The sequence below is a fragment of the Martinezella multihospitum genome (genome assembly GCF_900094585.1).
Taxonomy (GTDB): Bacteria; Pseudomonadota; Alphaproteobacteria; order Rhizobiales; family Rhizobiaceae; genus Rhizobium; species Rhizobium multihospitium.
Genome location: NZ_FMAG01000003.1, coordinates 649,530 through 664,102, shown reverse-complemented (window position 1 = coordinate 664,102; position 14,573 = coordinate 649,530). Strand labels below are relative to the sequence as shown.

Sequence of the window (14,573 nt, the reverse complement as noted above, 5' to 3'; positions counted from 1 at the left end):
CTTGCTCTGTTCTGAATGCTCGGCTGGCTAGAGCATTTCCGCTTTTCTTCGAATCGCGAAAACGCTCTATCTTCTTGTTTATTTACGCATTCCGGACGAGAAGCCGCCGCGCATTTTTCCTGGAACTACTCTATTGTCCAAAAGCAAAAAGCCCTGGTCACATCGCGACCAGGGCTTTTCGTTCATTCGAATACTCGAGCAGCTCAGCTTTTCACGGAGTCATTGAACTGCTCCATCCTCTTGTTTCCACGCAATTCCGGACGGAAAATTGCAGTGCGCTTTTCCTGGAATTGCTCCAGCTGATATCAGGCGGCCTGCTCGCGATCCTTCGTCCAGCTGCCCTTGGCGGCGAGATAGTTCATCTCGGCGCGATGGGTGAAGGCGCGCTGGCCGGCGGCGACGTTTTCCGGCTTGCCGCCCCATGCCTTCAGCGCGCTGTCCTGCAGAGCGCGGCCGTAGGAGAAGGTCACCTTCCAGGGCAGGTCATAGCCGGAGTTGATCGCGGAGAGATGGGCGGTCGCTTCTTCGGTGGACTGGCCGCCGGAGAGGAAGGCGATGCCGGGAACGGCTGACGGGACGGTTTCCTTCAGTACCTTGACGGTGCGCTCGGCGACCTGCTCGACCGAGGCCTTGCGGACCTTTTTGCCGTCGATGACCATGCTCGGCTTCAGGATCATGCCTTCGAGCTTGATGCGGGCTTCTGCGAGTTCCTGGAAGACGATCTGCAGCGTCCAGCGGGTGACTTCCTCGCTGCGGTCGAGGCTCTGCGTGCCGGGTTCGCCATCCATCAGCACTTCCGGCTCGACGATCGGAACGATCTTGGCCTGCTGGCAAAGGGCGGCATAACGGGCGAGTGCGTGGGCGTTGGCCTTGATGGCGCCATAGGTAGGCAGCGTATCGGAAACGGCGATCACGCCGCGCCACTTGGCGAAGCGGGCACCGGCGTCATAATATTTGGCCAGGCGGTCGGCGAGGCCGTCGAGGCCTTCGGTGACGGTTTCGCCGGGGAAGCCGGCGAGCGGCTTGGCGCCGACATCGACCTTGATGCCGGGAATGCTGTCGGCAGCCTTGATGATATCGACGAAGGGAGTGCCGTCCGCGGCCTTCTGGAAGAGGGTTTCCTCATAGAGGATGACGCCGGAGATGTACTTCTTCATTGCGTCGTCGGAGCGGAAGAGCATTTCGCGATAGTCGCGGCGGCTCTCTTCCGTTGACACGAGAGAGATGGCGTCGAAGCGCTTCTTGATCGTGGCGGTGGATTCGTCCGCCGCCAGGAGGCCCTTGCCACCAGCAACCATCTTTACGGCAATGTCTTCAATTCGTTCGCTCATTTTGTTTCTCCAAGGCGATTTCATTCGGCGACAAGAACAATATAGATCGGCGATAACAGAAGTGTAGAAGGAGGGAAATGGCAGGCTAACTAATTGAAACGATTGAAATGATTTCAACCGTTTGAAAGTCTTTCATGTAATCCTAGCACTCATGGAAAAGCCGCGAAAGCTTTAGCTTTCGCGGCCCGTATCATTCATGGCGATAAGGCTTGATTACTTGCTGGCCTGCAGAACTGCGACACCCGGCAGGACCTTGCCTTCCATCCATTCGAGGAATGCGCCGCCAGCCGTCGAGACATAGGTGAAGTCGTCGGCAACGCCGGTATGGTTGAGCGCTGAAACCGTGTCGCCGCCGCCGGCAACCGAGGTCAGCTTGCCGGTCTTGGTGCATTCGGCGGCATATTTGGCGACTGCGACGGTCGCGGCGTCGAAAGGCGCGATTTCGAAAGCGCCGAGCGGGCCGTTCCAGACCAGCGTCGTGGCACGGCCGATCCAGCCGTTGATCGCTTCGACCGACTTCGGGCCGACATCGAGCACCATGGCATCGGCGGGGATCGCTTCGATCGCGACGACTTCGTTGTCGGCACCGGCCTTGAATTCGCGGGCGACGACGCCGTCCTCAGGCAGCACGATCGCGCAACCGGCTGTGGCGGCTTCGATCATGATCTGCTTGGCGGTATCCGCAAGGTCATGCTCGCAGAGCGATTTGCCGACATTGGTGCCGCGGGCGGCGAGGAAGGTGTTGGCCATGCCGCCGCCGATGACAAGCGCGTCGACCTTCTTCACCAGGTTGGTCAGGAGATCGATCTTGGTGGAGACCTTGGCGCCGCCGACGATGGCAACGACCGGGCGGACCGGATTGCCGAGGCCCTTTTCCAAAGCTTCAAGCTCGGCCTGCATCGTGCGGCCTGCATAGGCCGGCAGCAGGTGGGCAAGGCCCTCGGTCGAGGAATGGGCGCGATGGGCGGCCGAGAAGGCGTCGTTGACGTAGATATCGCCATTGGCGGCGAGCGCCTTGGTGAAGGCCGCGTCGTTCTTTTCCTCTTCCTTGTGGAAGCGGGTGTTTTCCAGCAGCAGGATATCGCCGTTGTTCATCTTGGCAACGGCGTCGGCGGCCGGAGCGCCGATGCAATCGGAGGCGAAGAGAACCGCGTGGTCCAGAACTTCCTCGACGGCCGGCACGATGAGGCCGAGGGAGAGGTCCGGGGAAGGGCCGTCCTTCGGGCGGCCGAAATGGGCAAGCAGAATGACCTTGGCGCCCTTTTCGGACAATTCGAGAATCGTCGGGGCGACACGCTCGATGCGGGTCGCATCGGTGACCTTGCCATCCTTGACCGGCACATTGAGGTCGACACGCACGAGCACGCGCTTGCCGGAGATGTCGGTGAGATCGTCGAGAGTTTTGAAGGTTGCCATGGGAGGGTCCAATGTTGTTGGTGGCGAAAATCGCGCCGACCATACTACGGATGATCGGAGACGCAAGGCGTTCAGACGTCGTTTTTGCCTGTACTTGAATCGTCCGAAACAGCTTCATGCGCGCGCTCGCGACGCTTCTGAAGATAGGCATGGATGCTCTTCAAAATATCATGGAGATTGATGAAGATCGGCATGATGACAGGCGGTTCCACGGCCTCCAGCGACATTCCGACAGATTGGATATGGTCGTTCTCGTCGAGATCGCGGACGATGAGGATGATCTCGCCCAAGCGAACGCGGTCGGCATAATCGGCCTTGCCGCCAAGGCGATGGCGCATGAGCTCGGCGATGGTGAGGCCCTTTTCCTGTTCGGTCAGCAGGCCAGGCCCATAGGCGGCATCGAGATCGGCGGCGGGGCGCAGCGGCGAGATCGAGAAGGCGCCGAAGAATTCGGCGTCCTCGGGATCAACCGGCGCGCGGCTGGCGAAAAGGCGGTCGAGCAAGCGCGAATAATTGGGGGAGACGAAAAGATAGACGATATCGTTTTCGCGCAAGCGGCCGGCATATTGATAGCGCATGGATTTACCATCGCGAACGATGAGCGATGGTGTCGCCCAGCGCGGGATGCGTTCGCCACGCAGAACCGGGCTGTCTTTCACAACGCGATAGGAGAGGAGTTCGTGGTTGACGGTGCCCGGCAGGTCGACTTCGACCTTGTCGATCGCTCCCATGCGCGGGGGAACGATGAGGCCCAGGCGGCGCGCCATCGGCTTGATGGTCCAGCCCTGAACGAGCAGCGAGACCAGCACGACGATGAAGGCGACGTTGAAATAGGTTTGGCCGGCCTGCAGGCCGCCGAGGATCGGCATGATCGCCAGAAGAATGGAGACCGCGCCGCGCAGGCCGACCCAGGCGACGAAGCCGGTCTCCCGCTGCGTATAGTCGAAAGGCAGGACGCAGAGCCACACGGCGATCGGTCGTGCAATGAAGATCAGGAACAGTGCCAGCGCGACGGCGGGAATGGCGATCGCCGGAAATTCCGATGGGGTCGCAAGCAGGCCGAGCACGAGGAACATGATGATCTGCGCCAGCCAGGTCATGCCGTCCTGGAAACGCTTGATCGAGGCGGATGCGGGCAGCTTGCGGTTGCCGGCATAGATGCCTGCGACATAGACGGCCAGGAAGCCGCTGCCGCCGACGGCGCCGGTAAACGAGAAGACGAGGAGTGCCAGCGCCAGCACGAAGATAGGCGTCAGGCCGCGATCCGTTTCCAGGCGGCTGACGATGAGGACGATCATCATGCCGCCGAGCAGGCCGAGGATGACACCCAGTCCCATCTGCTGGACGAAGGTCGCAAGCATGGCAAGGTTGATGCCGGCATAGCCTTCACCACTTGCCAATAGCTCGACCAGGGCGAGGGTCAGGAAGATCGCCATCGGGTCATTGGTGCCGGATTCGACTTCCAGCGTCGAACGCACCTTGTCGCGGATATTGATGCCGCCGATGCGCAGCAGGAAGAAGACGGCGGCCGCATCCGTCGAGGCGACGATGGAGCCGAGCAGCAGGCCCTGCAGCCAGGTGAAGCCGAGCAGCCAGGTGGCGGCGAGGCCGAACAATGCGGCCGTTACGATGACGCCGACGGAAGCGATGGTCAGCGCGGGTGCTGCAGCAAGCTTGAAGGCCTGGATCGGCGTGCCATAGCCGGAATCGAAGAGGATGATGGCTAGCGCCAGGGAGCCGAGAATGTAGGCGAGATAATTGTTGGAGAATTCAATGCCGAGCCCGTCCGTGCCAGCGGCAAGGCCGATCATGAGGAAGAGCAGCAGCAGGGGTGCGCCGAAGCGGAAAGCAAGAAGGCTGGAGAAAGCCGCAATGAGAATGAGAACCGTGCTGATCAGCACGATGACGTAAAATGCCTCCACCTTTTCTTCCCCTTTTTCCGTGCGCCGCTGCTGGGGCCAAAAAGCCCGGAATGCGGAAATCCCTTCGTCATCCCATCATGCAGTCCTGCCGGCCATATTGGCAAATATGGCCTTAATCAGAGGAGAGCTTTACGACTGAGCCCGCCCTGACGATTGCAACAGCATGGTGTGATGCGCTTTTGCCAGAACGGCGAAGCGGCTTGGAATACACTGGGAGACTTCCTGCTCAAAATTTATTGGTAAATCTGGACCATAGCAGGGCAGGGAGAGCAAAGATTGGGGCTTTTGAAGGGCAGTTGCGATGGGGCTACTGAAACCCCAGAATGCATTTCAAAATCGACAATAAGTTGTCCTACCATCCGAAACCGTAGAGAGAGAATGAAGTGCTCATAATGCCTCCGGGCCACACCGAAGGGCTTGTGTGTGGATCCTCGGGTCAAGCCCGAGGATGACAGCTCTTGAGGATGGGTTAAAGACACAGCGACTTTGGAGATGTATTTCGCTGATTAACCGCGTGGGGATAGTGAATTTTTGTCTAAGAAAACTATCGTTTGCCCGCGGCCTACCCCAAAACACCGTCATCCTCGGGCTTGACCCGAGGATCCATGCACAAGCGCGCATGATTTCATGCAAGGCATAAATGGGTAGGAGCCGTCAGCATGGGCGAAGCTCAAACATCCACGCGCCTGAAATAGATCGGGTAGTCGATCACCAGCCCATCTTCGTCGACCGGAAGATCGACGGTGAAATCCCGGTCTTCGGCCGCGTATCGATAAAGTTTCTCCGGCACGATGCAGGTATAGTGCTGACGGTCGCGCACCGGCTCGAAGGTGTCGAACGGGATATAGAGCATGGAGAGCTTGGCGGTTCCGTCCTTTGGCATCATCTCCAGCCGGCGGATCGGTAGGCTGTTGGTGAAGGGCGAGCCATAGAGATCGATATCGACGCAGCCATCGAACTGCGGAAGGGCCACGCCATCCTCGGTGCGCCAATGTCCCTTGCCGTCCGACCTCAGCGCCAGGCGGCGGCCGTCGGTGGTTTCGACGGAGAAGGAAAGAACAGCCCAGCCGGCGGAGCAATCGATGCGGTAGGAGACGCCATAGGGCGTGCCGCCGCGGGCACCAATGATAATGCCGGCGGCGCGGATGACCGCAGCGCCGGCATTGTCGATAGGAGCGATCGTGAGGTGCTCCAGCCCGTCTCCTTCCATGGGACGCCAGCGGACTGTCGTCGGAAGGAGCGGGCGGAAGGCCATGATCAGATCAGCTTGGCGAAGGCGACTGCCGTGTCCGACATGCGGCTGGAGAAGCCCCATTCGTTGTCGTACCAGGACAGGACGCGCACGAAGTTGCCTTCCATGACCTTGGTCTGGTCGGTCGCGAAGATCGACGAGTGGCTGTCATGGTTGAAGTCGCGGGAAACCAGCGGCTCGTCGGTATAGCCGAGGATGCCCTTCAGCTTGCCGTTCGATGCAGCCTTGATGGCTTCGTTGATTTCGCCAACCGTCGTTGCCTTCTTGGCCACGAACTTGAAGTCGACAACCGAGACGTTCGGCGTGGGAACGCGGATCGACGTGCCGTCGAGCTTGCCCTTGAGGTGCGGCAGAACGAGGCCAACGGCCTTTGCGGCGCCGGTCGACGTCGGGATCATGGACAGGGCTGCGGCGCGGGCGCGATACAGGTCCTTGTGCATGGTGTCGAGTGTCGGCTGGTCACCGGTGTAGGAGTGGATGGTCGTCATGAAACCGTGGTCGATGCCGACGGCGTCATCGAGAACCTTCACGACCGGCACCAGGCAGTTCGTGGTGCAGGACGCGTTGGAGATGACCAGGTGCTCCTTGGTGAGCTGGTCGTGGTTGACGCCGAAGACGACGGTCAGGTCGGCACCGTCGGCCGGGGCCGAAACGATGACGCGCTTTGCGCCGGCCGTCAGGTGAGCGGCGGCCTTGTCGCGGGCGGTGAAGATGCCCGTGCATTCCATGGCGATGTCGACGCCGAGATCGCGGTGCGGCAGGGTTGCCGGGTCCTTGATGGCGGTGACCTTGATCGGCTTGCCGCCGCCAACGATGATCGTGTCGCCTTCGACCTTCACTTCGGCCGGGAACTTGCCGTGGATGGAATCGTAACGCAGCAGGTGCGCGTTGGTTTCGACCGGGCCGAGGTCGTTGATGGCAACGACTTCGATATCGGTGCGGCCGGATTCGACGATTGCGCGCAGAACGTTACGGCCGATACGGCCAAAGCCGTTGATGGCTACTTTTACAGTCATGAATGTCACTCCCTTTCACTCAGGGTGTTTATCTATTGGATTTGAGAGCGCTTGTCAGCGCCCTCAGGAAAGCTTTGCCTCAGCGGCGGCGACAACAGCCTCGGTGGTGATGCCGAAATGCTTGTAGACGTCCTTGTACGGAGCGGAAGCGCCGAAGCCCTTCATGCCGATAAAGGCGCCTTCCGGTCCGATGAAGGCATCCCAGCCTTCGCGAACGCCGGCTTCGACGGCGACCTTGACCGGCGAGTTGCCGATGACTTCCTTGCGGTAGGCGTCCGGCTGCTCGAAGAAGAGTTCGGTGCAGGGGACGGAAACGACGCGCGTGGAGACGCCCTTGCCTTCGAGAACGGTGCGGGCGGCAACAGCAAGTTCGACTTCAGAGCCCGAAGCAAAGATCGTCACCTTGGCATCGGCATTGCCGGCCAGCGTATAGGCGCCGAGTTCGCAGAGGTTCTTCTCGCTGTATTCGGTACGAGCGGCCAGCAGGTTCTGACGGGTCAGCGCAAGGCCGGACGGACGGTTGGTCGTCTTGATGGCGATCTGCCAGCATTCGGCCGTTTCCGTGGCGTCCGCCGGGCGGAACAGCTGGAAATTCGGGATGGCACGCAGGCTGGCGACCTGCTCGACCGGCTGGTGGGTCGGGCCGTCTTCGCCGACGCCGATGGAATCATGCGTCAGAACGTGGATGGCGCGGATGCCCATCAGGGCGGCGAGGCGGAGCGGCGGACGGCAATAATCCGAGAAGATCAGGAAGCCGCCCGAATAGGGGATGAGACCACCGTGGAGCGCGATACCGTTCATGGCAGCAGCCATGCCGTGCTCGCGGATGCCCCAGTGCATATAGCGGCCGGAGAAATCGGTCGGGGTGATCGACTTCATCTGGCTGGTCTTGGTGTTGTTCGACGGCGTCAGGTCGGCGGAGCCGCCGAGCGTTTCCGGAATGAAGCCGTTGATGACTTCAAGCGCGTCTTCCGAAGCCTTGCGGGTTGCGACCGTCGGCTTGGTTTCGGCGAGCTTCTTCTTGTAGTCGCTGATGGCGGCGTCGAAGCCGGCAGGCAGCTTGTGATCGAAGCGGCGGGTGAACTCGGCCTTCTTGGCAGCGTCGGCTGCGGCGAGGCGGCCTTCCCAGGCTTCGCGGATGCCGATGGAGCGTTCGCCGGCAGCGCGCCATTCACCGAGGACGTCGTTCGGGATGACGAAGGGTTCGTAGGGCCAGTTGAGCGCAACGCGGGTCGCGGCAATTTCCTCGGCGCCGAGCGGCGAGCCGTGGACCTTGTGGGTGCCCTGCTTGTTCGGAGCGCCGAAGCCGATGATCGTCTTGCAGGCGATCAGCGTCGGGCGGTCGGACTTGTGAGCGGCTTCGATGGCGGCGCTGATGGCGGCTTGGTCGTGACCGTCGACTTCGATCGTGTTCCAGTGAACGGCCTTGAAGCGCATGATCTGGTCGGTCGAGTCCGAAAGCGAGACGGCGCCGTCGATGGTGATGGAGTTGTTGTCCCAGAACAGGATCAGCTTGTTGAGCTTGAGGTGGCCGGCAAGGGCGATCGCCTCATGGCTGATGCCTTCCATCAGGCAGCCGTCGCCGCACATGGCGTAGGTGTAGTGATCCTGAAGTTCCGAGCCGAATTCCTCGCGCAGCTTGCGTTCGGCGATCGCCATGCCGACGGCATTGGCAATGCCCTGGCCAAGCGGGCCGGTGGTGGTTTCGATGCCGGTGGCGTGGCCATATTCCGGATGGCCTGCGGTCTTGGAACCGAGCTGGCGGAAGCGCTGGAGCTCTTCGACCGTCATGTCCGGATAGCCGGTGAGGTAGAGAACCGAGTAAAGCAGCATCGAGCCGTGGCCGGCCGACAAGACGAAACGGTCACGGTCCGGCCAAAGCGGGTTCTTCGGGTCGAAACGCAGATATTTGCTAAAGAGAACGGTGGCGACATCAGCCATCCCCATCGGCAAACCGGGGTGACCGGAATTGGCCTTCTCGACAGCATCCATGGCAAGGAAACGGATCGCATTCGCCATCCGGTCGTGTTGTTCGCGAGAGTTCATGGGTTTTTCCGCAGTGTTCCGGGTTCTCGGGGGATGGCCACACGCCTGGGAGGGAGGGCCATCGGTTGAAAGGCGGGTGAAGGGGAGACGCTCTTCCGAACGCCATTTTCAACGTCGCCTCAGGCGGTCGAGACATAGCAGTTAGGGCGAGCAAGTCAATAAATCGAGGACCCAATACGGGCCTCTCGGGGCAATTTTTTGACATTTGCCCGTTCACTTTTACAAAAGACGACAATCATGCGACAAGGCCTGTGGGATCGGCAAAGGCGGCATTCATCCACAGAATAGGGGGGCTGCCACATGACAGCCTTTATTGACGTGCTGTTGCCGAGTTGAATATTGTTGCGAAATCAGACAAGTGGCCGGATGTTTTGATTCGGGCCTTGCGCGGAGATGCGAAGGGTATGACACCTTCAGGCAAAACGGTGGACGCGGCGCTCGCCCAATTGCGCCAGGCGCTTTCGACGTTGGAGAGCGCGGTTGACGGACGGTTCGAGCGGGAACGGGCGCAGAGCGATATAGAAGGCGAGGTCCGCAGGGTTCACGCCGATCGGTCCCGTCTTGCCCAGGAGTTGGACCAGGCCGAGTTCCGCGCGAACCGGCTGGAAGAGGTCAATCGCGAAGTGTCGCGCCGGCTCGTCACGGCGATGGAAACCATAAGAGCCGTGCTGGACCGCTGATCCCTCGGGAAGCAGCCGTCGCAGCGCGGCAATGATCGGAAAGTCGAATGGCACAAGTAACGGTAACGATCGACGGCAAAGCCTACCGGATGGCCTGCGAAGAGGGTCAGGAAGACCATCTGACGGATCTCGCCAATCGTTTCGACCGCTACGTCATGCATTTGAAAAGCCAGTTCGGCGAGATCGGCGATCTCCGGGTCACCGTCATGGCCGGCATCATGATCATGGACGAGGTGAGCGAATTGACGCGGCGCGTGTCCTCGCTGGAGGCCGAGCTGGAAACCCTGACCAGCACCCGTGATACGACCGTGGCAGCCAATGCGCGGGCTGAGGAAACGCTGGCAAGCGTCATCGACGAGGTGACGATGCGAATTCACGGCATTACCGAAAAGCTACTGGAGCGGCCGGGCGTCGAGCAGGCTTGAGTTTATTTCTGCGGATGCCCGTGAGCGCCCTCTGGTAGAAAGCTTCAAAGCTCTTTATATAGTTCAGGCGGTCTGCGCTTCCCGACAGGAACCACAATCCCTGGGGCCATACTCGATCCAAAGGGAGCTGTCCCTGACCAGGCCCGTGGGCCTGGACACACGGTGCCCACCTACGTTTGTAGGCACCCAGGATCGTAAACATCCATCGGTCGTCGTGGATCGCTCTTAAATCTTCCTGGCTGATTGCCAATTTTCTGACAGTTGGCCAAGGAAGGCGCCGCGCAGTTCTTCCGCCGCGCTGACGCCACTCCTCCTCCCCTTAACTTTTCGACCGTAGGTAAGCACCGCGTTCGAGCTCGGCGCGGTTGGTCGCGCTGCGCAGCCGCAGCAGGTCCTTGCGGGCGATGAGGCCGATGAGGCGGCCGGTCTGTGGCTCGACGACGGGAACACGTCCCGTATCGGCATGGATCATGATATCGGCAACACGTCCCACAGTATCTTCGGCATGGGCAACCGGAAGAGACGTATCCGAGATCACGTCATAGAGCGATTGATCCATGAGGTCCGGTTCGCTCTGCCAGCGCAGGGCATCGGCGCGCGAGATCATGCCGACGAGACGGTCATTCTCGCCGACGACGGGATAGAAGCGGTGCGCATCCGGCCGATCCGTCATCTGCTGCAGCGCTTCCGACAGGCGCATGGAGGCTGGCAGCGTGTCCACCTTGGCGATCATGATGTCGCGGGCGCGGGTCAGCTCGAACGGGTCGATGCCATATTCGCGGGTAATGTGCTGGCCGCGACGGGCGATCTTTTCGGTCAGAATCGATCGTTTCAAGAGCAACACGGTGACGGCATAGGCCGCGACGGTTGCCGCCAGCAGCGGCACCAGCGCACTCGTGTCTCCCGTCAGCTCCACGGCGAAGAAGGTGCCCGTCAGCGGAGCACGCATGGTGCCGCCCATCATCGCCGCCATGCCGAGCATCGCCCAGAAGCCGGGATCGCCTGGCAAGGCAAGGCCGACGAGCCAGCCGAGTGCGCCGCCGAGAATGAGCAACGGCGCCAGGACGCCGCCCGAGGTGCCGGAGGACAGCGCCACCAGCCAGATGCCCGCCTTGACCAGCAGGATCGCCAGGACAGCGCCGACAGCGATGCGGCTATGCAGGAGATCGGCGATGATGTCGTAACCGACGCCAAGCGCACGCGGCTCGATCAGGCCGCCGAGCCCGACGACGAGGCCGCCGAGCGCGGGCCACCACATCCAGTGGATGGGCAGTTTTTCGAAGGCATCTTCGATCTTATAGAGCAAAGTCGTCAGCAAGCCGGATTGCAGGCCGGAGACGATGCCGAGGCCGGCGGCGAGCAGAATGCCCCACCAGGAGAGCGACATCTCGAAATGCGCGGGGAAGAGCGCACCGCTGCCGATCAGCAGCGGTCGCCAGATAACGGAAACGCAGGCTGCGACCGCGACCGGAATGAAGCTGCGCGGCTTCCATTCGAAGAGCAGCAGTTCGACGGCAAGCATGACGGCCGCGATCGGCGTGCCGAAGACCGCGGTCATGCCGGCTGCCGCGCCAGCGACGAGCAGGGTCTTTCGTTCGGCGGCGCTCAGGTGGAAGAGCTGGGCGAAGAGCGAGCCGATGGCGCCGCCGGTCATGATGATCGGACCTTCCGCGCCGAACGGTCCGCCGGAGCCGATCGAGATCGCCGATGACAGGGGCTTCAGCACCGCCACCTTCGGCGACATGCGGCTGCCGCCGATCAGGATCGCCTCGATGGCTTCAGGGATGCCGTGGCCGCGGATCTTCTCCGAGCCGAAGCGTGCCATCAGGCCGATCACGATGCCGCCGAGAATGGGCGCCGCCACCATCCATGGCGAGCGCGCTATCATGGTGAAGGAGAGCGGCTCGGTGCTGATCTTGAACAGCCAGACGGCGTTGCTGACGAGCGCGATGAGATTGATGAGCACCCAGGCGGCGAAGGCGCCGCCGGTGCCGACGACGAGCGCCATGGCAATCAGCATTAGGACGCGCTTGTCCGTGGTGAAATCGCCATTGTCCTTGCGGGAAGCCCCGCCGGAGAAATCGTGACTGTGACTTTGTGAGGTGCTGGTGTCCTGCATGGGAGGCCTTCTGTTCCAAGCGTGCGCGGCAGTTCTTCAGCCGGTCCCCGCTTCGAGATGGCAAATATATCGTAATGCGATATAAATCAACTGACGCGCATTGCGATCTGCAAGATTCGTTTTCGGCACTTTTGGTCCTTGATCCGGAGCATGGGGTTGCCGCAAAACCGCTGAAGATTTTGCGCGACATGCTTTAGGACCGCGAACAGCGGCAATGGGGACGATTTGATGGTGCGACGTTTGGATGAAGCTCTTTCGCAGGCTGACTATGAGGCGCTGGCGACGCTGCGCTACACCCTGCGCAAGTTCATGGATTTCAGCACGTCGGCCGCGCAGGAGGCAGGCCTGCCGCCGCAACAGCATCAGGCGCTGCTGGCGATCAAGGGCAATGGCGTCGCCGAGGCGATGACGATCGGCATGCTCGCGGAAAAGCTGCTGATCGCACCGCATACGGCGACGGAACTCGCGGGACGGCTGATCGACGGTGGCTATGCGACCCGCCATCCCGATCCAACGGACAAGCGCCGGCAGACGCTGCAGTTGACCGAAAAATCCGAAGAGGTTCTGCAAACATTGAGCTCGATCCATCTGGTGGAAATCCGCGAGATGGCGCCGCGACTGATCGAGATCCTGACCCAGCTTCAGGCTGAGGTCCGCAATGACTGAGGGCGCCATTGCCTGGTGATACCAGCAATGGCGCGGGGATTATTGGCCCAAGCGGATGCCGCCGTCGCAGATCAGCGTGTGACCGCTGGTGAAGCCGTTACCGATCAGGAAGGCGATGGCTTCCGCAATCTCCAACGGGCGGCCGACGCGGCCAACGGGGGTGCGTGCCGCGAATCCGGCAAAGGTCTGCTCTCTTTGCTCCGCGGTGAAATCCCACCAAGGGGTATCGACGACGCCGGGGGACACGCAATTCACCCGGATCGGCTTGAGCTCGACGGCGAGAATCGGGGCCAAGGCGGCGATGGCGGCGTTGATGGCTCCGAGCCCTGCGGTTCCGGGCATTGCCGCCTGCGCCGATACGGCGGAGACGAAGGTGATGCTGCCCTCTCTCGAAAGATGCGGAAGACAGGCCTGGGCACAGGCAAAATGCGCCATGGTCTTCTGCTCGAAACCTTTCCTTAGATCGGCGAGGTCGACGGTGGCGAAGGGGCCTGCGCCATTGCCACCGCCCAATGCCAGGACGAGATGATCGACCGGTCCGATTGCTCGGAAGACGTCGCCAAGGCTGGCAAAGTCGGCAGCATCCATGGTGACGGTGGCAATATCACCGTTGAGGCTTTGCCCGGCCGCCTGAAGTTTGGCGGCATCGCGACCCGTGATGGTGACGCGATATCCTTTTTCGAGTAGATGGGCGGCGGTCGCAAGACCGATGCCGGAGGAGCCGCCGATAATGGCGACGTGTTGAGACGACATAGGTGTCTCCTTTCTGGGGTAGGGGAGTGGTGGGAGGTGACGGTTCAGGAGAGGCCGGTAAGGCTTTGGCTGAGTGTTCGCAGGTGCTGTCGCGCGGCCGCATCATAGGCTTGGGCGGCAGCGCGGGACGGACGCAGGCCGTCGTAATAGAGGCCGGTGTGCCCCTCCAAGGCAGTGCCGGCGGCAAGATTGAGGATAGCGTCGGCACCTTGCTCGACGGAGCTTATGGGTGCGACGCCCGCCTGGCGCACCATGGTCGTGTCCATATAGGTCGCCGGGTGCAGGCAGTTGGCGGTGACGCCGGAGCCGGCAAGCTCCTCCGCCAGATCGAAGGTGAACATGATCTGCGCCAGCTTGCTCTGGCAATAGGCGCGCACGCCGCTATAGCCGCGCGTCAGCATGACATCGGAGAAATCGATCGCCTGTTGGCCGACAGAGGACACGTTGACGATGCGGGCGGGCGCGCTTGCCTTCAATAGCGGCAGCAGGCGGCGCGTCAGTAGAAAACCGGCGAGATAGTTCACTGCAAAGCGCAGCTCGTGCCCGTCTTGGCTTACCTGGCGCCCAGCGCCGCCACTGGTGCCGATGCCGGCATTATTGATCAGGAGATCGAGGCGATCATGATCGCGCTCGATGGCGTCGGCCAGGGTGCGAACCTCGTCCAGTGAGGAGAGGTCGGCAAGATAATAGGTTGTTTTGCCACCATTGTCCCGGATTCGGGAGACCAGTTCCTCGGCGCGGGCCTTGTCGCGGCCGTGAACGATCACCGTCGCACCTGCCGCGGCAAGTCGCTCCGCAACCCGGCGTCCGACACCGTCCGTCGAGCCTGTAATTAGGACTGTCTTGCCGTTCATATCCATAGCAACCGCCTTCTCGTTGTCTGCATGGCGATATTTGACAGCTTGCGGAAATGCCAAACAGTTCCGACTTTATCCTAGTATTGATCC

Annotated in this window: 12 protein-coding genes and 1 other RNA gene; 4 read left to right on the top strand and 9 right to left on the bottom strand. The window is 61.3% G+C overall.

Annotation, left to right across the window (positions count from 1 at the left end; translation table 11 throughout):
• Positions 1 to 305 precede the first annotated feature (305 nt).
• The 6 genes from GA0061103_RS14835 to tkt form a co-directional block, all read right to left on the bottom strand.
• A complete protein-coding gene (locus tag GA0061103_RS14835) occupies positions 306 to 1,331 on the bottom strand; it encodes a class I fructose-bisphosphate aldolase (protein WP_092712332.1) in 1,026 nt (341 codons plus the stop codon).
• A gap of 213 nt (positions 1,332 to 1,544) precedes the next feature.
• Positions 1,545 to 2,747 carry a phosphoglycerate kinase gene (locus GA0061103_RS14830; RefSeq protein ID WP_092712330.1) on the bottom strand — a complete coding sequence of 401 codons (1,203 nt, stop codon included), beginning with the start codon at positions 2,745 to 2,747 and terminating at the stop codon, positions 1,545 to 1,547.
• Between the two features lie 71 nt (positions 2,748 to 2,818).
• Positions 2,819 to 4,669 carry a potassium/proton antiporter gene (locus GA0061103_RS14825; RefSeq protein ID WP_092712328.1) on the bottom strand — a complete coding sequence of 617 codons (1,851 nt, stop codon included), beginning with the start codon at positions 4,667 to 4,669 and terminating at the stop codon, positions 2,819 to 2,821.
• 670 nt (positions 4,670 to 5,339) lie between these two features.
• Positions 5,340 to 5,924, bottom strand: a complete 585-nt coding sequence (locus GA0061103_RS14820; RefSeq protein ID WP_092712326.1) for a putative glycolipid-binding domain-containing protein — start codon at positions 5,922 to 5,924, stop codon at positions 5,340 to 5,342.
• A 2-nt stretch (positions 5,925 to 5,926) separates the two neighbouring features.
• Positions 5,927 to 6,937: a type I glyceraldehyde-3-phosphate dehydrogenase gene (gap, locus tag GA0061103_RS14815; RefSeq protein ID WP_092712324.1), complete on the bottom strand. Its 1,011-nt coding sequence runs from the start codon at positions 6,935 to 6,937 to the stop codon at positions 5,927 to 5,929.
• A 63-nt stretch (positions 6,938 to 7,000) separates the two neighbouring features.
• Complete coding sequence (tkt, locus tag GA0061103_RS14810) at positions 7,001 to 8,983, bottom strand: transketolase (protein WP_092712322.1); 1,983 nt, start codon at positions 8,981 to 8,983, stop codon at positions 7,001 to 7,003.
• A 404-nt stretch (positions 8,984 to 9,387) separates the two neighbouring features.
• Between tkt and GA0061103_RS14805 the strand changes: the two genes are divergently transcribed.
• The 3 genes from GA0061103_RS14805 to ssrS all read left to right on the top strand — a co-directional run bounded on the left by GA0061103_RS14805 (position 9,388) and on the right by ssrS (position 10,313).
• A complete protein-coding gene (locus GA0061103_RS14805) occupies positions 9,388 to 9,663 on the top strand; it encodes a DUF4164 domain-containing protein (RefSeq protein ID WP_015341018.1) in 276 nt (91 codons plus the stop codon).
• A 47-nt stretch (positions 9,664 to 9,710) separates the two neighbouring features.
• Complete coding sequence (locus GA0061103_RS14800) at positions 9,711 to 10,088, top strand: cell division protein ZapA (protein WP_092712320.1); 378 nt, start codon at positions 9,711 to 9,713, stop codon at positions 10,086 to 10,088.
• 66 nt (positions 10,089 to 10,154) lie between these two features.
• A non-coding RNA gene (gene ssrS / locus GA0061103_RS14795) (6S RNA) lies at positions 10,155 to 10,313 on the top strand.
• Positions 10,314 to 10,407: 94 nt separating this feature from the next.
• Here ssrS and GA0061103_RS14790 read toward each other — a convergent pair.
• Complete coding sequence (locus tag GA0061103_RS14790) at positions 10,408 to 12,207, bottom strand: chloride channel protein (protein WP_092712318.1); 1,800 nt, start codon at positions 12,205 to 12,207, stop codon at positions 10,408 to 10,410.
• Between the two features lie 228 nt (positions 12,208 to 12,435).
• Here GA0061103_RS14790 and GA0061103_RS14785 point away from each other — a divergent pair, with 228 nt between their 5' ends.
• Positions 12,436 to 12,873, top strand: a complete 438-nt coding sequence (locus tag GA0061103_RS14785) for a MarR family winged helix-turn-helix transcriptional regulator (RefSeq protein WP_092712316.1) — start codon at positions 12,436 to 12,438, stop codon at positions 12,871 to 12,873.
• Between the two features lie 39 nt (positions 12,874 to 12,912).
• Here GA0061103_RS14785 and GA0061103_RS14780 read toward each other — a convergent pair whose 3' ends face one another.
• Both GA0061103_RS14780 and GA0061103_RS14775 read right to left on the bottom strand, forming a co-directional pair.
• Positions 12,913 to 13,626, bottom strand: coding sequence for an SDR family oxidoreductase (locus GA0061103_RS14780; protein WP_092712314.1), 714 nt, complete (start codon positions 13,624 to 13,626; stop codon positions 12,913 to 12,915).
• Positions 13,627 to 13,670: 44 nt separating this feature from the next.
• Entirely contained in the window at positions 13,671 to 14,486 is an 816-nt protein-coding gene (locus GA0061103_RS14775; protein ID WP_092712818.1) for an SDR family NAD(P)-dependent oxidoreductase, read from the bottom strand.
• Positions 14,487 to 14,573: the final 87 nt, after the last annotated feature.